Genomic DNA, 19,518 nt, shown 5'->3' on the forward strand with positions numbered 1-19,518 from the left:
GAGATCTAAATGTGGGAGCGGGCTTGCTCGCGATGGCAGTGGATCAGTGACAGATGCATTGACTGACACACCGCCTTCGCGAGCAAGCCCGCTCCCACATGGGAACCGCGCAGCATTCCGATTACTTAAGTGCTTTCGCACACTGGCAGCTGGCGTTATCCTCTATTTCACCTAAACAGCCAAAGGGCGGCTAAAAGCAACCTTGAACGCACCCATAGCAGAACCCCATCGTTTCCTCCTCGAGCCGTTTGAGGCTCGTCGTTTCGCCAATCTGTGCGGACAGTTCGACGAGCACCTGCGCCTGATCGAACAACGCCTGAGCATCGAGATCCGCAACCGCGGCAACCAGTTCGAGCTTATTGGTGAACCCCAGCACACCACGTCTGCAGAAAACCTGCTGCGTCGCCTCTACCGCGAGACCAAGGGTAGCGAGCTGTCGCCGGAAACGGTGCACCTGTACCTGCAGGAATCGGCCGTGGAAGACCTGGCCAACAACCCGGTGGCCGAAGCCAGCGTGGCGCTGCGTACCAAAAAAGGCATGATTCGCCCACGGGGCTTGAATCAGCAGAAGTACGTCAAGGAAATCCTCGGCAACGACATCAACTTCGGCATCGGCCCGGCCGGTACCGGCAAGACCTACCTGGCCGTGGCCTGTGCGGTAGACGCCCTGGAGCGCGAACAGGTGCGACGCATCCTGTTGGTGCGCCCGGCGGTGGAAGCGGGCGAGAAACTGGGCTTTCTGCCCGGCGACCTGGCCCAGAAGATCGACCCGTACCTGCGCCCGCTGTACGACGCACTGTATGAAATGCTCGGCTTCGAATACGTGGCCAAGCTGATCGAGCGCCAGGTGATCGAGATCGCCCCGCTGGCCTATATGCGCGGCCGCACGTTGAACAACAGCTTCATCATCCTCGACGAAAGCCAGAACACCACGGTCGAACAGATGAAGATGTTCCTGACGCGCATCGGTTTCGGCTCCACGGCCGTGATCACCGGCGATATCACCCAGGTCGACCTGCCCAAGGGCACCAAGTCGGGCCTGGGCCAGGTAATCGAGGTGCTCAAGGACGTGCCGGGAATCAGCTTTACCCACTTCATGCCCAAGGACGTGGTGCGTCATCCGTTGGTACAGCGCATTGTCGAGGCCTACGAGCGTTTCGAACACCGCGACGACGGCCTGTCGAAGGACAACCGCCGCGATGCTTGAGCTTGACCTGCAACTGGCCACCGAAGCGCCAGCCCCCAGCGAAGCGCAGTTCCACCAATGGTGCGCACTGGCCCTGCGCCAGCGCAGCGCTGACTCGGAACTGACCATCCGTCTGGTGGACGAACCTGAAGGCCGCGAGCTGAATCACACCTGGCGCCAGAAAGACTACGCAACCAATGTGCTGTCGTTCCCCGCCGATGTACCGGACGAACTGCTGGATATCCCGCTGCTGGGTGACCTGGTGATCTGCGTCGCCGTGGTGGAGCGCGAGGCGCAAGAACAAGGCAAGGCCCTTGAGGCCCACTGGGCCCATTTGGTCATGCACGGCTGCTTGCATCTGTTGGGCTACGACCATATAGATGATGAAGAAGCCGAAGAAATGGAAGCACTGGAACGAACGTTGCTTGCAGAGTTGGGTCATCCTGACCCCTATGCAGACGACGAACACTAATCGACACTCAACTGAAACAATCAAGGATTTAGAGTAATCGCTATGAGCGAAGACCGATCGAGCAACGGGCAAAAGTCATGGCTGGGTAAACTGACCCAGGCTTTTGCCCACGAGCCGAAAAACCGCCAGGAGCTGCTGGAGCTGCTGCGCGAGGCCCATCAGAACAAGTTGCTGGACAGCGAAGCGCTGGCCATCGTCGAAGGCGCCATCCAGGTGGCTGACCTGCAAGTTAGGGACATCATGGTCCCGCGTTCGCAGATGATCAGCATCAAGGCGACCCAGACCCCACGGGAATTCCTCCCGGCCGTGATCGACTCGGCGCACTCGCGCTACCCGGTGATCGGCGAAAGCCATGACGACGTCATGGGTGTCCTGCTGGCCAAGGACCTGCTGCCGTTGATCCTCAAGGAGAACGGCGACAGCTTCAACATCAAGGACCTGCTGCGTCCTGCGACCTTCGTGCCTGAATCCAAGCGCCTGAATGTGCTGCTGCGCGAGTTTCGCGCCAACCACAATCACATGGCCATCGTCATTGACGAATACGGCGGCGTCGCGGGCCTGGTGACCATCGAAGACGTGCTGGAACAGATCGTCGGCGATATCGAAGACGAACACGACGTCGAAGAAGACAGCTACATCAAGCCGCTGCCCAGCGGTGATTTCCTGGTCAAGGCGCTGACGCCGATCGAGAACTTCAACGAGTTCTTCGACAGCGGGTTCTCCGACGATGAATTCGACACCGTCGGCGGCCTGGTGATGAGTGCGTTTGGCCATCTGCCCAAGCGTAACGAAACCACCGAGATCGGCGCCTATCGCTTCCGCATCCTCAATGCCGATAGCCGTCGCATCCACCTGATCCGCCTGACACCTATTGCCCGCTAAGGACTGATATGCGCCGTCTCACCGCACCCGGCTGGCCCGGTAACCTGCTGGCCGTGGTGGCCGGTGCTATCACCACCCTGGCGCTGGCGCCGTTCGATATCTGGCCGCTGGCACTGGTGGCGGTCGGGGTGTTCTATGCCGGAATGCGCCAACTGACACCACGCCAGGCCTTCGGGCGTGGCTGGTGCTTCGGTTTTGGCCTGTTTGGCGCGGGCACCAGCTGGATTTATTACAGCATCCACCACTTTGGTGGCGCTTCGGTGTTGCTGGCCGGGCTGTTGATGCTCGCCTTTACCGCCGCGATCGCGCTGTTCTTTGCCCTGCCTGCCTGGCTCTGGGCCCGCTGGCTGCGCCGTAACGAAGCGCCGCTGGCCGATGCCCTGGCGTTTGCCGCGCTGTGGGTGGGCCAGGAAGCATTTCGCGGCTGGTTCCTCACCGGCTTTCCCTGGCTGTACTCCGGTTATAGCCAGCTCGACGGCCCGCTGGCCGGGCTCGCGCCGCTGGGCGGGGTGTGGCTGATTTCGTTTGCCCTGGCCTTGAGCGCGGCGCTGATCGTCAACCTGCCGCGTTTGCTGGCGGCCAGGCGCAACGCGTTCATCGCCACGGGCCTGGTGCTGCTGGTTGCGCCCTGGGCGATTGGCCTGGCGCTCAAGCACCACGCCTGGACCAGCCCTGCCGGTGAACCGCTGACCGTCGCGGCGATCCAGGGCAATGTCGAGCAGAGCATGAAGTGGGACCCGGCGCAGCTCAATGAGCAACTGGCGCTGTACCGCGACATGAGTTTTGCCTCCAAGCGCGTGGACCTGCTGATCTGGCCGGAAACCGCCGTGCCGGTGCTCAAGGAGTCCGTCGAGGGCTACCTGGCAATGATGGGCAAGTTCGCCGCCGACCGGGATGCGGCGATGATCACCGGCGTGCCAATCCGCCAGGAAGTACGCCACGAAAAGCGCTACTTCAATGGCATCACCGTGGTTGGCCAGGGTGATGGCACCTATTTGAAGCAGAAACTGGTGCCCTTTGGCGAGTACGTGCCGCTGCAGGATGTGCTGCGCGGCCTGATTGCGTTCTTCGACCTGCCGATGTCGGACTTTGCCCGAGGGCCTGAGGACCAGGCCATGCTGCAAGCCAAGGGTTATCAGATCGCGCCGTATATCTGCTACGAAGTGGTCTATCCGGAGTTTGCCGCCGGCCTCGCCGCCCGCAGCGACTTGTTGCTGACCATCAGCAATGACACCTGGTTCGGCACCTCCATCGGCCCCTTGCAACACCTGCAAATGGCCCAGATGCGCGCCCTGGAAGCCGGCCGCTGGATGATTCGCGCGACCAACAACGGCGTGACCGGCCTGATCAACCCATTCGGGCAGATCACCGAGCAGATCCCGCAGTTCGAACGCGGCATTCTCTACGGCGAGGTCGTACCGATGCACAACCTGACGCCGTACCTGCAATGGCGTTCGTGGCCGCTGATCATCCTGTGCCTGGGGCTGTTTGGCTGGGCGCTGCTGGCCGGGCGCATGGCCAAGACCGTCTGACAGACATACAAGACCCAATGTGGGAGCGGGCTTGCCCGCGATGGCGGTATATCAGTCAGCATTTTTAGTGACCGACCCACCTCCATCGCGGGCAAGCCCGCTCCCACACAAGCCCCACATTTTGATTTGCGCCATCAACGATAGAACAGCCGGTAACCTACCTGCCCCACCGCCTCATTGATCAACTGCCCGCTCTGCCAGATCGACTTGAACTCCGGCATCCAGCCGCCCAGCGGCCGGGCATTGTCCACTCCCAGGAAGCCGACCGGCGCCGGCACCACGGTAAAGCCGGCCTTCTCGAAGCTCCACACTGAACGCGGCATATGCCAGGCCTGGGTCACGACTACCACGCGCTTGACGCCCTGGGGCAACAGGATCTCGGCGCTCATCTGCGCATTTTCCCAGGTGGTGCGGCTGCGCTCTTCCTTCCAGCGTACGGCCACACCAAAGTCTTGCTGCATCGACACCGCCATCAACTCTGCCTCGCTGGGCGGCGTGCCATAGTGCAGGCCGCCGGTGGTCAGCACCGGCAAGCCCGAGGCCTTGGCCAATCGCGCCGCGTAGCGCTGACGCTCCAGGCCCACACCAGTCGGCTGATCAGCGCCCCAGGCCGGGTCACCGCGCTCGCGGCCCGAGCCCAGCACCACAATGGCATCGGCCCGTTGTGCCAGGCTGGCCCAGTCGTCCAGGGCCAATGGCGACTCGGTTTCCAGGGCACGCGCGCCCCACTCCACCATCACCGGCAGGCTGATGAGCCACATCCCGCCAAACCCCAGGGCAAAGCACACGCCAGCCAAGCGTGGGCGGGTGCGGCGAAACCACCAGGCAAGGGCCAGCAGCAGCAAGAGAATGCCGGGCGGCAGCAATAATTGTTTGATGAAATAACGAATAGGCATCGAGCATCTCCAAAGATGCCCGAAGCCTAAGGTGTAACGGGGTTTAGCGACAATCTTTACCAGCGGCGGATAACGCTGAGCAGGTTACTTGAATCGTACAGACCGCAGCTTTTCCGGGCCGCGGCCGGCCGACAAGTCCTTGAGCCATACCACCTTGGACGATCGCACCGCCTCCCTGGCTGGCACAGGAGCCACCCATTGCGGGATTGGGCGCGCGTTCAAGTCCAGGTAGGCCTTGATCACTTCAAACTCTGCAGGGCTCAAGCCTCGCAGTTCCAGCTCATCGGGCCGTTCGTCACGCAATCGGCCCGCGGTTCTTGCTGCGTCCAGTGCTCGACCCAAGCGGTCGATCAGTCCTTCATACACTTCCGGTTTCGTTCTCATTCGCTGCGAATCAACCATCCCCTCACCTCATTAAAGATAAGTCTCACTCCCCAATAAACAGCGTAGCTGCGCTGACGCAACCAACCGCACGCCGCGACCAACGGCCTGCGCTGCGCAATCAGGGTTTCCCTCGATAGAGCGGGGTCATGTATGCTACGGCGCTTCCTGTAACTCCACTTCCCGCAGGGTTTGGGCACGGACGCGCCGCTTTTTGGTGTCGATCAACCCGGACAATGCACCGAAGAGGATTAGGCCACCCCTATTCAGTTCAAAAGTAGCCATGCACGAACAATATCAGCCCCGTGAAATAGAAAATGCCGCCCAAACTTTCTGGGATGAGCAAAAGTCCTTTGAAGTCAGTGAACAGCCAGGCAAGGAGACTTACTACTGCCTATCGATGTTCCCTTACCCCAGCGGCAAACTACACATGGGGCACGTGCGTAACTACACCATCGGCGACGTGATTTCCCGCTACCAGCGCATGCTCGGCAAAAACGTCCTGCAACCTATGGGTTGGGACGCCTTCGGCATGCCTGCGGAAAACGCCGCGATGAAAAACAACGTAGCGCCCGCCAAGTGGACCTACGAAAACATCGCCTACATGAAGACCCAGCTGCGCAGCCTGGGCCTGGCCGTGGACTGGTCGCGCGAAGTGACCACCTGCAAGCCGGACTACTACCGCTGGGAACAATGGCTGTTCACTCGCCTGTTCGAAAAAGGCGTGATCTACAAAAAAAGCGGCACCGTGAACTGGGATCCGGTCGACCAGACCGTCTTGGCCAACGAGCAGGTGATCGACGGTCGCGGCTGGCGTTCCGGCGCGCTGATCGAGAAGCGCGAAATCCCGATGTACTACTTCAAGATCACCGCCTATGCCGATGAGCTCTTGTCGAGCCTCGACGACCTGCCGGGCTGGCCTGAACAGGTCAAGACCATGCAGCGCAACTGGATCGGCAAGTCCAAGGGCATGGAAGTGCAGTTCCCGTACAACGTCGACTCCATAGGCGTTGCTGGCGCACTGAAAGTCTTCACCACCCGTCCCGACACTCTGATGGGCGCGACCTACGTCGCCGTGGCCGCCGAACACCCGCTGGCCACCCTGGCCGCAAAAAACAACCCTGAGCTGCAGGCCTTTATCGCCGAATGCAAAGGCGGCAGCGTGGCCGAAGCCGACGTCGCCACCCAGGAGAAAAAGGGCCTGCCGACCTCGCTGTTTGTCGAGCACCCGCTGACCGGCGAAAAACTGCCGGTATGGGTCGCCAACTATGTGCTGATGCACTACGGCGATGGCGCAGTAATGGCAGTGCCCGCCCACGACGAGCGCGATTTCGAATTCGCCACCAAGTACAACCTGCCGATCAAGTCCGTGGTGCGCACCAGCTCCGGTGAAACCAACCCGGCCCCGTGGCAGGACGCTTATAACGAACACGGCACCCTGATCAACTCCGGCGAGTTCGACGGCCTGGACTTCGCAGGCGCCTTCGACGCCATGGAAGTCGCCCTGATCAAGAAAAACCTCGGTGCCTCGCGCACCCAGTTCCGCCTGCGCGACTGGGGCATCAGCCGCCAGCGCTACTGGGGCTGCCCGATCCCGATCATCCACTGCGAACGCTGTGGCGACGTACCGGTACCGGAAGACCAATTGCCGGTGGTGCTGCCCGAAGACGTGGTGCCGGACGGCGCCGGTTCGCCATTGGCGCGCATGCCCGAGTTCTACGAGTGCAGTTGCCCGAAATGCGGCCAGCCTGCCAAGCGTGAAACCGACACCATGGACACCTTCGTCGAGTCCTCGTGGTACTACGCCCGCTACGCCTCGCCGCACTATGAAGGCGGCCTGGTGGAAAAATCCGCGGCCGACCACTGGTTGCCGGTGGACCAGTATATTGGTGGCATCGAACACGCGATCCTGCACCTGCTGTACGCACGCTTCTTCCACAAGCTGATGCGTGACGAAGGCCTGGTCAGCTCCGACGAGCCGTTCAAGAACCTGCTGACCCAGGGCATGGTGATCGCCGAGACTTACTATCGCCGCGAAGCCAATGGCGCCTACACCTGGTTCAACCCGGCGGACGTGGAGCTTGAGCGTGACAGCAAGGCCAAGGTGATCAGTGCCAAGTTGAAATCCGACGGCCTGCCGGTGGAAATCGGCGGCACCGAGAAGATGGCCAAGTCGAAGAACAACGGCGTCGACCCACAGTCGATGATCGACCAGTTCGGCGCCGACACCTGCCGCCTGTTCATGATGTTCGCCTCACCGCCCGACATGAGCGCCGAATGGTCGGACTCCGGTGTCGAAGGTTCGCACCGTTTCCTCAAGCGCGTCTGGCGCCTGGCGCATGCCCATATCAGCCAGGGCTTGCCGGGCAAGCTGGACGTGGCGTCGTTGAGCGAGGAGCAGAAGCTCATTCGCCGCAGCACCCACCTGGCCATCAAGCAAGCCAGCCAGGACGTGGGCCAGCACCACAAGTTCAACACCGCCATCGCCCAGGTCATGACGCTGATGAACGTGCTGGAAAAAGCGCCACAGGCTACCGAACAAGACCGCGCACTGGTGCAGGAAGGCCTGGAAGCAGTCGTCCTGCTGCTGGCGCCGATCACCCCGCACATCAGCCACGACCTGTGGAGCCAGTTGGGCCACAGCGGCGCGGTGATCGACGCTGCATGGCCGGTCGCGGATGACAGCGCCCTCGTACAGGACACGCTGCAACTGGTGATTCAGGTCAACGGCAAGCTGCGCGGCCAGATCGACATGCCTGCCAGCTCCAGCCGCGAAGAAGTCGAAGCTGCCGCGCGTAGCAACGAGAACGTGCTGCGCTTCACCGAAGGCCTGACGATCCGCAAAGTGATCGTGGTGCCCGGCAAACTGGTCAATATCGTCGCTAGCTAATCGGATCGGGCGCCAGGGCAAGAGCCCCGGCGCCGAACAAAACCTCCAGGGCCTCGATAAGGCCCACATGGTTTCAAGGGGAGCAACAAAATGATCAAACGCAACCTGCTGGTTATGGGCCTTGCCGTACTGCTGAGCGCTTGCGGCTTCCAGCTGCGCGGCACTGGCACCACGGAACTGGCGATCAAGGAACTGGATGTCAGCGCGCGCAACGCCTATGGCGAAACCGTGACCCAGCTGCGCCAAACCCTGGAAAACAGCGGCGTCAAAGTCTATAACGGTGCGGCTTACAAGCTGGTACTGATCGACGAGAAAGAGACCCAGCGTAACCTCAGCTACGCCAGTGCCGGCCGGTCTTCGGATATCGAGTTGAGTAGCGTGCTCATGTTCCAGATCCAGGGCCACGACCAATTGCCGCTGATCAGCGACAAGCTGCAAGTGCAGAAAGTCGTGACGCATGACGGCAACAACCTGGTGGGCTCCGACACTGAGGTCAATCAGGTGCGCAATGAAATGCGCCGTGACCTGGTCCAGCGTATGGTCCTGCGCCTGCAAATGATCAGCCCGGCCCAGCTCGACGCTCTGCAACAGACTGCCGACGCCAAGGCCAAGGCAGATGCCGAGGCGCTGAAAGCCGCGCAGGACTACGAAAACAGCATTCCCAAGCAATCGCCTGTTGAAGTTCCTGCCGAGTAAACCAGGCGGGGCGCGTCATGCGCCCCGTCCATCCAGCCTATGAAACTCGCCCCCGCCCAACTCGCCAAACACCTGCAAGGCAACCTCGCGCCTGTGTACATCGTCAGTGGCGATGATCCGCTGTTGTGCCAGGAAGCTGCCGACACCATCCGCCAGGCTGCGCGCCAGCAAGGCTTTGATGAACGCCAGGTGTTCAGCGCCGATGCCAGCTTCGACTGGGGCACCCTGCTCCAGGCCGGGGCGAGCATGTCGCTGTTTGCCGAAAAACGCCTGCTGGAGCTGCGCCTGCCCTCGGGCAAGCCCGGCGACAAAGGCGCGGCGGCCCTGATGGAATATTGCGCCCGCCCCGCCGAGGACACGCTGTTGCTGATCAGCCTGCCCAAGCTCGATGGCAGTGCGCAGAAGACCAAATGGGGTAAGGCCCTGGTGGAAGGGGCGCAAACCCAGTTCATCCAGATCTGGCCAGTCGACAGCAATCAGTTGCCACAATGGATTCGCCAACGCCTGTCCCAAGCCGGGTTGTCTGCCAGCCAGGACGCGGTCGAGTTGATCGCCGCCCGGGTTGAAGGCAACTTGCTGGCCGCCGCCCAGGAAATCGAAAAGCTCAAGCTGATGGCCGAAGGTGGCCAGATCACCGTCGAGACAGTGCAAGGCGCGGTGGCCGACAGCGCGCGTTTTGACGTGTTCGGGCTGGTGGATGCGATCCTCAATGGCGACGCGGCCCATGCCTTGCGCATGCTCGAAGGGCTGCGCGGTGAAGGGGTCGAGCCGCCGGTGATTCTCTGGGCTCTGGCGCGGGAGTTGCGCTTGCTGGCCAATATCGCCCTGCAATACAGCCAGGGTACGCCGCTGGACAAGGCTTTCAGCCAAGCCCGCCCGCCGGTATGGGACAAGCGCAAGCCCCTGATGAGCAAGGCCCTGCAACGGCACTCGGCGCAACGCTGGGCGCAACTGTTGCTCGAAGCCCAGCGCATCGATGCGCAGATCAAGGGCCAGGCGGCTGGGTCGCCGTGGATGAGCTTGAGCCGTTTGTCGCTGCTGATGTCCGGCCAGCGCCTGGCACTGCCAGCCGAATAGCACGCTCGCCCAAACACCACAAATCCAATGTAGGAGCTGGCTTGCCAGCGATGGCATCACCACGGTGTGACTGACATACCGAGGTGCTTGCATCGCTGGCAAGCCAGCTCCTACAGGTTTGATCGTCGCCGTATTCAGGTCTTTGATATTTCCTACATCGCGCCGGGCTGGACAGCAGCCAAACTTCGGCAGATGATTCGCACCGCATCACCCACCCCATCGGAGAGTCCCGATCATGAGCAAAAAGCCATCCAAGCATGGCCCCAACAAGGCCAAATCCATCATCGCCCAGCCGTTGTTCCGCAGTCGCCAGGAACCCGCCGGCAAAGGCAAAGGCAGCTACCGCCGCGAAGCCTTCCAGTCTAATAGCTGGGAGGCTTCTTACTTTCTGGCTGCCTGAAGGCAAGCGCCCCTCTGGCATGATAAGGTCTGCACCTGATTCGTATTTCCTGGACCTGTGCATGCCCTCTAGTCTTTCCCGTCGTTGGCACCTTCGCCAATTGATTGCTGCCTCCAGCCTGATCCTGTTAGTCGCCTGCGCCGAAAAACCCACCGCCGCCGACGCTCAGCCCCTGCCCACGCTCCAGACCGCACCGGTTGCCGCACCCGCCGTAGTTGCGCCCCTGGCCGTGAGCAATCTCGATATCCAGCCGACCCAGACCTTTGCCCAATGGCAGGCAGGTTTTCGCGTCGAAGCGCTGAAAGCCGGTATCACCCCTGCAGTATTCGACACGGCCTTCGCCAACGTCACCCCTGACATGGCGGTCATCCGTGCCGACCGCAGCCAGCCGGAGTTTTCCCGCCCGGTGTGGGAATACCTCAACGGCGCCCTGTCGCCGCTGCGTGTGCGCAACGGCCAGGCCCTGCTGGTCAAGCACGCCGATATCCTGCAAAGCATTGAGCAGCGCTACGGTGTCGATCGCCAGGTACTGGTCTCGGTGTGGGGCATGGAAAGCAACTTCGGTTCGTTCCAGGGCAATAACTCGGTGATCCGCTCCCTGGCGACCCTGGCCTACGAAGGCCGTCGCCCGGCATTCGCCCAGGCGCAGTTGCTGGCTGCGCTGCAAATCATCCAGCACGGTGATATCCCGGCCGAACAGATGCGCGGTTCCTGGGCCGGCGCCATGGGCCAGACCCAATTCATACCAACCACCTACAACACCCACGCGGTGGACTTCGATGGCGACGGTCGCCGCGACATCTGGAACAGCTCGGCCGACGCCCTCGCCTCCACCGCGCACTACCTGCAAAGCTCGGGCTGGCAGAAAGGCCAACCGTGGGGCTTTGAGGTGCGGCAATTGCCGGCGAACTTCGACTATGCCCTGGCGGATGGTGCAGTGCGCAAGCCGGTCGGCGAGTGGATGAAACTCGGCCTGCAGGTGCCGGCCGGGGCCAGCGTGCCACCCAACGTAGAAATGCTATCGGCCGCCCTGCTGCTGCCGGCCGGCCATCGCGGCCCGGCGTTCCTGGTGCTGGACAACTTCCGCGCAATCCTCAAGTACAACAACTCGTCGTCCTACGCCCTGGCGGTCGGCCTGTTGTCCGAGCGTTTTGGCGGCGGTGGGGTGATTCGCGGCGATTGGCCAACGGACGAACTGCCGCTGACGCGCTCCCAGCGTATCGAGTTGCAGACGGTGTTGAGCGCCAATGGCTATGAAGCTGGTAACCCGGACGGGATTATCGGCGCCAATACGCGCAAGGCGATTCGTGCGGCGCAGCAGTCGTTGGGCTGGCCGGCGGATGGGTATCCGACAGTGAAGTTGTTGGAGTCGTTGCGTAGCCGCTAGATCGGTGTAGGGCGACTGCCGCTCCCACATTTGGAATGCAATTCCCTGTGGGAGCCAGCTTGCTCGCGATAGCGTGCTGACAGGCGGCAAAACACTCAGAGCCTACACACCACATCCTGCTCCAGCACCAGCCGCTGTTCCCCCGCATCCAGGCGCACCACCGCACCAATCGGCAAGGTCAGGTTCGGGTCGCAATGACCACTGCGCCAGCCGGACAGGACCGGGATGCACAACGGCTCGAAGGTCTGCTTCAACAACCGCTCCAGCGCCACACTATCCACCCCCGCCACATCCCCCACCAGCACACCGCGCACCTGCGCCAGCTTGCCCGCCAGGCGCAAGTGCGTCAGCAGGCGGTCGATGCGGTAGATCGGCTCGTTGACGTCCTCGATAAACAGAATGATGCCGTCGGCATCAAGCTCAAAGGGCGTGCCCATCACGGCCGCGATCATCGACAGGTTGCCCCCCAACAGGCGCCCACAGGCGATGCCAGGCTCAACGGTGGTCAACGGGTACGCCACTGGGTGCGCCAGCACACTGCCAGCGCCCAGCCGCCCACGCAGCAGGCTGAACAGTGATGATTCGGTGGGTTGTTGCTTGTCACCGAGCAGGTCGGCATTCAGCATCGGGCCGTGGAAAGTCACGAAGCCGGCGTAGCGACTGATCGCCAAGTGCAGCGCGGTGATATCGCTGTAGCCGACGAAGGGCTTGGGATTGGCCGCCAGCAGCGCGAAATCCACGCTGTCGAGCAAACGCGGGGTGCCGTAGCCGCCGCGCAGGCAGAAGATGGCGTCGATCTCGGGGTCGGCAAAGGCCGCATGCAGGTCACGCAGGCGGACTTTATCGCTGCCGGCCAGGTAGCCATCGCGCTCATACACCCCCGAGAAGATCCGCAGCTCGTAGCCACGGGCGCGCATCCATTGCCCGGCCTTTTCAACATCCAGCGCGGCGGGGCCGGCGGGAGCGATGAGGCCGATCACGCCTTCGGCGCGCAGGGCGGGTACGGCGGTGGCAAGCGGGTCAGTCATCCTTGGTTCTCCCTATTCTGTACAGCGCAACGAACTGTGGGAGCGGGCTTGCCCGCGATGCAGACGCCTCGGTGTATCAGTTGCACCGAGGCGATGCTATCGCGGGCAAGCCCGCTCCCACACAAGCCAGCTCCATACACACCCATCCAGACAGATGGATCGGCGCCAAGGCTCAGGAAACCAGGCTAGCCTTGACCAGCTTGGCCTGCTCGTCGGCGTGGTACGACGAACGCACCAGCGGGCCCGACGCGACGTTCTTGAAGCCCATCTTGTAACCTTCTTCGGCAAACCAGGCAAAGGTGTCCGGGTGCACGAAACGCTGCACCGGCAAGTGGCTGCGCGACGGTTGCAGATACTGACCGAGGGTCAGCATGTCGATGTCGTGTTCGCGCATGCGCTTCATGACTTCGATGACTTCTTCGTCGGTTTCGCCCAGGCCCAGCATCAAGCCGGACTTGGTGGGGATGTGCGGCATCATCTGCTTGAATTTCTGCAGCAGGGTCAGCGACCACTGGTAGTCCGAACCCGGGCGCGCGGCCTTGTACAGGCGTGGCACGGTTTCCAGGTTGTGGTTGAACACATCTGGCGGCTCGGCGGCGGTGATTTCCAGGGCGACGTCCATGCGGCCACGGTAGTCCGGGACCAGGGTCTCGAGCATCACATTCGGCGACAATTTGCGGATTTCACGGATGCAGTCGGCAAAGTGCTGGGCACCGCCGTCGCGCAGGTCATCGCGGTCAACCGAAGTGATCACCACGTACTTGAGTTTCAGGTCGGCAATGGCGATGGCCAGGCTTTCCGGCTCGTTGACGTCCAGTGGCTTGGGCCGGCCGTGGCCAACGTCGCAGAACGGGCAGCGACGGGTGCAGATGTCACCCATGATCATGAAGGTCGCGGTGCCGCCAGAGAAGCACTCGCCCAGGTTCGGGCAGGAGGCTTCTTCGCACACGCTGTGCAGTTTGTGTTTGCGCAGCAGCGCCTTGATACGGTCGACTTCCGGCGAGACCGGGATGCGCACGCGAATCCAGTCGGGCTTTTTCGGCAGTTCGGTGGTCGGAATGATCTTCACCGGGATGCGTGCAACCTTCTCGGCGCCGCGCAGCTTGACGCCGGCTTCCACCTTGGCACGCGGAGCCGGGGCCGGACGGTCGGTAATGTCCAGCGTCGGGATCATGGTTTGCACAACATCAGTAGTCATATCAGTCGATTCCGCCCGTCAGGGTCGTCTGCTCAGCATAGTCGAGGTGTTTGACGAGCTGCGCGCGCAGCCGGGCACTTACCTCGGCAAATTCTATGGGTGTTGCGTGATCGCTCAACTGGGTCATGGCCAAACCGGCGTAACCACAGGGATTGATCCGGAGAAACGGCGCCAGGTCCATGTCCACGTTCAGGGCCAGGCCATGAAAGGAACAGCCATGACGAATACGCAGGCCCAGGGAGGCGATTTTCGCGCCGTTGACATACACACCTGGAGCATCGGGCTTGGCCGCGGCAGTCACACCGTAACTGGCCAGCAGCTCGATCAGGCAGTTCTCCATGCGACTGACCAGCTCACGCACGCCATAACCCAGCTTGCGCACATCCAGCAGCAAGTAAGCCACCAGTTGTCCGGGCCCATGGTAAGTCACTTGACCACCCCGGTCGACCTGCACCACCGCAATATCACCCGGAAGTAGTAGATGCTCGGCCTTGCCAGCCTGGCCCTGGGTGAATACCGGCGGGTGCTCCACCAGCCAGATTTCGTCGGGAGCCGAGCTGCCGCGCTCATTGGTAAAGCGCTGCATGGCGTGCCAGACAGGCTCGTACGCCATCTGGCCGAGCTCGCGAAAGCCCAGAACCTGTGACATCACAACACCATATGTACGAAACCGGTGGCTCGCAGTTCGCTGTTGATGTCGTAAAGCTGATCTTGACCGGTCGCAACGATGTGCAACTGGATCGTGGTGTACTTACCGTTGGTGCTCAAGCGCTCATCCACACGGTTGTCGTTGATCGTTGCGTGTTTACGCATGATCTCGAGGATCTTGTCTTTGTTGCCCACGCCGGTATCGCTGATCACCTTGACGGGATAGTCCGTCACCGGGAATTCGATCTTTGGCGCCTTTACTTCTTTATCGGTCATGGCGTAACGGCCTCGTAAGCGGTAAGCCGTGGCGACGAGCAAAGCCCCGCGTCGGATCAACGCAGGGCTTTGCGGGTGCACACAATCAGTTGAACAAGCCGTAGAAGAATAGACGGATGCTATCCCACACGCGGCGGAAGATACCACCTTCCTCAACGGCGTCGAGTGCGATCAGATCGGCGCTGTGTACGACTTTGTCGTCCAGCTTCACTTCGACTTTACCGATCACATCGCCCTTGGCGATTGGCGCGGTCAGTTGTGGGTTCATGGTCATGCTGGCAGCCAGTTTCTTCAGCTGGCCTTTAGGCATGGTCAAGGTCAGGTCGTCAGCCAGGCCGGCCTTGACTTGACGCTCGGTGCCTTTCCACACAGGAGCCTGGGCCAGCTCAGCGCCCTTCTGGTAGAAGGTCTGGGTTTCGAAGAAGCGGAAACCGTAGGTCAGCAGCTTCTGGGTTTCAGCCGCACGGGCCTGCTCGCTGTTGGTGCCGAACACCACGGCGATCAAGCGTTGGCCATCACGCACAGCCGAAGACACCATGCAGTAGCCGGCCTCGTCGGTGTGGCCGGTTTTCAGGCCATCGACGGTCTTGTCGCGCCACAGCAACAGGTTGCGGTTAGGCTGCTTGATGTTGTTCCAGAAGAATTCTTTCTGGGAGTAGATGGCGTAGTGCACCGGGTCGACACGAATGATCGCGCGGGCCAGGATCGCCATGTCATGGGCCGACGAGTAGTGGTCTGGGTTTGGCAGGCCGGTCGGGTTCATGAAGTGGCTGTTGGTCATGCCCAGGTCAGTCACGGTTTTGTTCATCATGTCGGCGAATGCATCTTCGCTGCCGGCAATATGCTCGGCCAGGGCGACGCTGGCGTCGTTACCGGACTGGATGATGATGCCGTGCAGCAGGTCGCTGACAGTCACCTGGGAGCCGACCTTGATGAACATCCGCGAACCGCCGGTACGCCAGGCGTTTTCGCTGACGGTCACCGGATCGTTTTCACCGATCTGGCCGCGACGGATTTCCAGGGTCGCGATGTAGGCGGTCATCAGCTTGGTCAGGCTGGCCGGCGGCAGGCGCTGGTCACCGTTGTTTTCGACCAGCACGTTGCCGCTTGCGGCATCCATGAGCACGTAGGACTTGGCAGCCAGTTGCGGTGGCGCTGGCATCATTTCGACGGCCCAGGCAGCGGGCGCGATGATCAGCGGGACAAGCAGGCACAGGCGTTTGGCTAAGGTGGTGATGTTCATCCGTCTCTCGAAATTGCTTATGGAAACTTGCCCTCGCGGGCAAAACTATTCAGACAGCCCGTTGCCAGGCTGTCGCGTATTCAGTTGCCAGCTCAACCCTTGCCTTCGGGTTTTTATTATTCGACGAGCCTGCAACCAGGGCCCCGGCACGCAAACGCGCCAGCACCCCAGATCCGCTACTGCTTATTCGGCGCTGACCACGCTGGGCTGACCCAGGTTGGCCAGTCGCACGCTGTTCTGCACCTGGGCAATCTCGCCCGCCGAGCCGATGGGGCCCAGGCGTACCCGGTGCAGGGTCTGCTGGTTACGCACGATGGAGCTGATAAACACTGGCGCGCTGACCATCCCGCTGAGCTTGGACCTTAACAGTTCTGCCGCATCCGGGTTGGCGAAAGCGCCGACTTGCAGGTACTGCCCGCCCGCTGCATTGCCCGGCGCCGCCTGTGGCACCGCCACGACTGGCGCGGCGTGCTGCTGGGGCGGCGGCGTCCACTGCTCGACCTTGCCCGCCGAAGCGGTGATCTGCGGTTGTGCGCTTTGTGGTTCGTTGAGCATCAATGGCGCTGGCTTGCCGCGCTGGGCCCAGTACTGGGCCGGATCGATGCCTTCGACCTTGACCCGCGCCGTGCCGGATTCGGCATAGCCGAGTTTTTTCGCGGCAGCGTAGGACAAGTCGATGATTCGGTCGGAGTAGAACGGCCCACGGTCGTTGACCCGCAGGATTACCACGCGGTTGTTGTCCAGGTTGGTCACCCGTACGTAGGCCGGCAGCGGCAGGGTCTTGTGCGCCGCGCTCATGCCATACAGGTCATACACTTCGCCGTTGGCGGTGTTCTGGCCGTGGAACTTGGTGCCGTACCAGGATGCGGTGCCCGACTGCACGTAGTTCTTGGACTCTTGCAGCGGGAAGTAGGTCTTGCCCAGCACCGTGTAGGGGTTGGCTTTATAGTTGCCGGTATGCAGGGTCGGCGTGGCATCCGGGATGCGCGAGACATCGACGTCCCACCACGGCGCGCCGTCCTTGTGGGCCCGGTTGATATCCAGCCCCGGCTGCGCGCGGACTACCGGGCCACTGGCCTTCTGCGCCGGCGCGCGGCTGGTGGAGCAACTGACAACCAGCAAGGACAATGCGGCCAGCGCCACCAGCTTGAGCGGTTTATTGATCGGCGATACCCGCATTACTTGACGCCCCGTGCTTGAACCAGCATGTCTGACAGCTGATGCACGGCCATGGCGTACATCACACTGCGGTTATAACGCGTGATTGCGTAAAAATTCTTCAGGCCCATCCAGTACTCCGGACCGTCTGCACCTTCCAGGCGGAAGGCAGTAACCGGCATATCATCGCGCAGCGCATCATGACTTGACCAGCCCAGCGCCCGCAACTCCCCGACGGTTTTCACCGGCTCGATCCCCTGGGTCAGGCCTTCATCGGCGCGATCGCCCGTGACATCGGCGCGGATCACCACCGGCTCGCCAGCCACCCAGCCATGACGCTTGAAGTAGCTGGCAACGCTGCCGATGGCATCATCGGGGTTGCTCCAGATGTTGATATGGCCATCACCGTCAAAATCCACGGCGTAGGCACGAAAGCTGCTAGGCATGAACTGCGGCAGGCCCATGGCCCCGGCGTAGGAGCCTTTGAGGGTCAGCGGGTCGACCTGCTCTTCACGGGCCAGCAGCAGGAACTCACGCAGTTCCTTGCGGAAGAATTCGGCGCGGGGCGGGTAATCGAAGCCCAGGGTCGACAAGGCGTCGATCACCCGGTAGCTGCCGGTATTGCGCCCGTAAAAGGTTTCAACGCCGATGATCGAGACGATCACCTGGGCCGGTACGCCATATTCCTGCTCGGCACGGGCCAGCACGGCCTCGTGCTGCCGCCAGAAATCCACACCCCGCGCCACGCGGGCGTCGGTGAGGAACATCGGGCGATAGTCCTTCCACTGCTTGACGCGTTCGGCGGGGCGGGAAATGGCGTCGAGTATCGCCTGCTTGCGCTGCGCCTCGCGGAACACGCCCATCAGTTGTTCGCCGGCGAAACCATAGTCACGCGTCATCTCACCGACAAATTCGGCGACCTGGGGCGAGCCGTCGTAATCGCCGGCCAGGGCTGGCTGTGCAGCGCCAAAGGCGCCCAACAAGCCCAGGCAGGACGCATATCGAGCAGCCCAGCCGCGCATTGCTTGCATTGACATCTTCACCTTATTCAAACCTGTGCGATCCACTTGCGATGGGTATGGATCGACATCAAAACCCCAAACGCTGACAGTAATGTCACCAGCGAAGTTCCGCCGTAGCTAATGAACGGCAACGGCACCCCAACCACCGGCAGCAGGCCACTGACCATACCGATGTTGACGAAAACGTAAACAAAAAAAGTCATTGTCAGCGCACCGGCGAGCAATTTGCCGAACAACGTCTGCGCTTGCGCGGTAATCACCAGGCCACGCCCGATCAACAGCAAGTAGATCAGCAGCAGTGCGCAAATGCCCACCAGGCCGAACTCCTCGCCCATCACCGCGATGATAAAGTCGGTGTGGCTTTCCGGCAGGAAGTCCAGGTGCGACTGGGTGCCCAGCAACCAGCCCTTGCCAAACACGCCGCCGGAACCGATGGCCGCCTTGGACTGGATGATGTTCCAACCGGTGCCCAACGGATCGCTCTCGGGATCGAGGAAGGTCAAGACCCGCTGCTTCTGATAATCGTGCATGAAGAAGAACCACATGGCGACAGCCACCGGCACGGCTGCCACCAGCACGCTGATGATCCAGCGCCAGCGCAGGCCGCCCATGAACAGCACGAACGCACCGCCGGCGAGAATCAACAGGCCGGTGCCGAGGTCGGGCTGGCGCACGATCAGGATGAACGGAATGCCGATCAGGATCAGGCTGATGCCTACGTGCTTGAGCTGGGGCGGCAAGGTGCGCTTGGCCAGGTACCAGGCGATGGTCGCCGGCATCAGGATCTTCATGAATTCCGACGGCTGGAAGCGAATCACCCCCGGGATATTGATCCAGCGGGTGGCGCCCATGGCGTTATGCCCCATGACGTCCACCACCACCAGCAGCAGCACGCCTGCGACGTATCCCAGCGGCACCCAGCGCGCCATGAAACGCGGCTCCAGCTGGGCAATGACCACCATCGACAACAGGCCCAGGCCGAACGACGACGCTTGCTTGATCAGCAGGTCCCAGTTCTTGCCACTGGCCGAATACAGTACGAACAGGCTGCCGGCCGCCAGGGTCAGCAGCAGGATCAGCAACGGGCCATCAATGTGCATGCGCTGCAACAAGGTGGCGCGGCGACGCATCACATCCTCACTGGAG

The 19,518-nt window shown here is 61.8% G+C and carries 19 protein-coding genes; 9 read left to right on the plus strand and 10 right to left on the minus strand.

Features of this window, described 5'->3' with window-relative positions:
- The first annotated feature begins 202 nt into the window (after positions 1–202).
- The 4 genes from HBO05_RS08115 to lnt are packed head-to-tail and all read left to right on the plus strand — an operon-like array spanning position 203 to position 4,072.
- The gene (locus tag HBO05_RS08115; protein WP_169951184.1) at positions 203–1,207 is read left to right on the plus strand and encodes a PhoH family protein; all 1,005 of its coding nucleotides are present in this window, start codon (positions 203–205) and stop codon (positions 1,205–1,207) included.
- Positions 1,200–1,658, plus strand: coding sequence for an rRNA maturation RNase YbeY (ybeY, locus tag HBO05_RS08120; protein WP_172312296.1), 459 nt, complete (start codon positions 1,200–1,202; stop codon positions 1,656–1,658). The genes HBO05_RS08115 and ybeY overlap by 8 nt, the downstream gene beginning before the upstream one ends.
- Positions 1,659–1,700: 42 nt before the next feature.
- A complete protein-coding gene (locus HBO05_RS08125; protein ID WP_169951188.1) occupies positions 1,701–2,540 on the plus strand; it encodes an HlyC/CorC family transporter in 840 nt (279 codons plus the stop codon).
- Between the two features lie 8 nt (positions 2,541–2,548).
- Positions 2,549–4,072 (plus strand): apolipoprotein N-acyltransferase, encoded by a 1,524-nt coding sequence (gene lnt, locus HBO05_RS08130; protein ID WP_169951191.1) that lies wholly within the window; start codon positions 2,549–2,551, stop codon positions 4,070–4,072.
- A 134-nt stretch (positions 4,073–4,206) separates the two neighbouring features.
- Here the strand turns inward: lnt and HBO05_RS08135 are convergent, their stop codons facing one another.
- Both HBO05_RS08135 and HBO05_RS08140 read right to left on the minus strand, forming a co-directional pair.
- Positions 4,207–4,968, minus strand: coding sequence for a YdcF family protein (locus HBO05_RS08135; RefSeq protein WP_172312298.1), 762 nt, complete (start codon positions 4,966–4,968; stop codon positions 4,207–4,209).
- Positions 4,969–5,052: 84 nt separating this feature from the next.
- Positions 5,053–5,370: a hypothetical protein gene (locus HBO05_RS08140; protein WP_169951196.1), complete on the minus strand. Its 318-nt coding sequence runs from the start codon at positions 5,368–5,370 to the stop codon at positions 5,053–5,055.
- A gap of 262 nt (positions 5,371–5,632) precedes the next feature.
- On the opposite strand from HBO05_RS08140, the gene leuS reads away from it, so the two are divergent.
- The 5 genes from leuS (at position 5,633) to HBO05_RS08165 (ending at position 11,799) form a co-directional block, all read left to right on the plus strand.
- On the plus strand, positions 5,633–8,239 hold the full coding sequence (gene leuS / locus HBO05_RS08145; protein WP_172312300.1) for a leucine--tRNA ligase: 2,607 nt from the start codon (positions 5,633–5,635) through the stop codon (positions 8,237–8,239).
- Positions 8,240–8,329: 90 nt separating this feature from the next.
- Positions 8,330–8,935: an LPS assembly lipoprotein LptE gene (gene lptE, locus HBO05_RS08150; protein WP_057960695.1), complete on the plus strand. Its 606-nt coding sequence runs from the start codon at positions 8,330–8,332 to the stop codon at positions 8,933–8,935.
- Between the two features lie 39 nt (positions 8,936–8,974).
- Entirely contained in the window at positions 8,975–10,012 is a 1,038-nt protein-coding gene (gene holA, locus HBO05_RS08155; RefSeq protein WP_169951200.1) for a DNA polymerase III subunit delta, read from the plus strand.
- 235 nt (positions 10,013–10,247) lie between these two features.
- The gene (gene arfA / locus HBO05_RS08160; protein ID WP_056744572.1) at positions 10,248–10,412 is read left to right on the plus strand and encodes an alternative ribosome rescue factor ArfA; all 165 of its coding nucleotides are present in this window, start codon (positions 10,248–10,250) and stop codon (positions 10,410–10,412) included.
- Positions 10,413–10,473: 61 nt separating this feature from the next.
- Positions 10,474–11,799: a lytic murein transglycosylase gene (locus HBO05_RS08165; RefSeq protein ID WP_172312302.1), complete on the plus strand. Its 1,326-nt coding sequence runs from the start codon at positions 10,474–10,476 to the stop codon at positions 11,797–11,799.
- A 95-nt stretch (positions 11,800–11,894) separates the two neighbouring features.
- Here the strand turns inward: HBO05_RS08165 and HBO05_RS08170 are convergent, their stop codons facing one another.
- The 8 genes from HBO05_RS08170 to rodA all read right to left on the minus strand — a co-directional run bounded on the left by HBO05_RS08170 (position 11,895) and on the right by rodA (position 19,502).
- Entirely contained in the window at positions 11,895–12,827 is a 933-nt protein-coding gene (locus HBO05_RS08170; protein WP_169951204.1) for an LD-carboxypeptidase, read from the minus strand.
- A gap of 172 nt (positions 12,828–12,999) precedes the next feature.
- On the minus strand, positions 13,000–14,001 hold the full coding sequence (gene lipA / locus HBO05_RS08175; RefSeq protein WP_162237654.1) for a lipoyl synthase: 1,002 nt from the start codon (positions 13,999–14,001) through the stop codon (positions 13,000–13,002).
- Positions 14,002–14,026: 25 nt separating this feature from the next.
- Positions 14,027–14,674 carry a lipoyl(octanoyl) transferase LipB gene (gene lipB / locus HBO05_RS08180; protein ID WP_169951215.1) on the minus strand — a complete coding sequence of 216 codons (648 nt, stop codon included), beginning with the start codon at positions 14,672–14,674 and terminating at the stop codon, positions 14,027–14,029.
- Positions 14,674–14,949: a DUF493 domain-containing protein gene (locus tag HBO05_RS08185; protein ID WP_029292256.1), complete on the minus strand. Its 276-nt coding sequence runs from the start codon at positions 14,947–14,949 to the stop codon at positions 14,674–14,676. Before HBO05_RS08185 ends, lipB begins: the two co-directional genes overlap by 1 nt.
- An 85-nt stretch (positions 14,950–15,034) precedes the next feature.
- Positions 15,035–16,192 carry a D-alanyl-D-alanine carboxypeptidase family protein gene (locus HBO05_RS08190; protein WP_029292257.1) on the minus strand — a complete coding sequence of 386 codons (1,158 nt, stop codon included), beginning with the start codon at positions 16,190–16,192 and terminating at the stop codon, positions 15,035–15,037.
- A gap of 183 nt (positions 16,193–16,375) precedes the next feature.
- Positions 16,376–17,371, minus strand: coding sequence for a septal ring lytic transglycosylase RlpA family protein (locus tag HBO05_RS08195; RefSeq protein ID WP_170058467.1), 996 nt, complete (start codon positions 17,369–17,371; stop codon positions 16,376–16,378).
- Entirely contained in the window at positions 17,371–18,381 is a 1,011-nt protein-coding gene (gene mltB / locus HBO05_RS08200) for a lytic murein transglycosylase B (RefSeq protein ID WP_169951220.1), read from the minus strand. The genes HBO05_RS08195 and mltB overlap by 1 nt, the downstream gene beginning before the upstream one ends.
- 17 nt (positions 18,382–18,398) lie before the next feature.
- Positions 18,399–19,502, minus strand: coding sequence for a rod shape-determining protein RodA (gene rodA / locus HBO05_RS08205; RefSeq protein WP_169951409.1), 1,104 nt, complete (start codon positions 19,500–19,502; stop codon positions 18,399–18,401).
- Between the last annotated feature and the right edge of the window lie 16 nt (positions 19,503–19,518).

It is taken from the genome of Pseudomonas sp. WS 5079, assembly GCF_012985465.1.
Lineage (GTDB): Bacteria > Pseudomonadota > Gammaproteobacteria > Pseudomonadales > Pseudomonadaceae > Aquipseudomonas.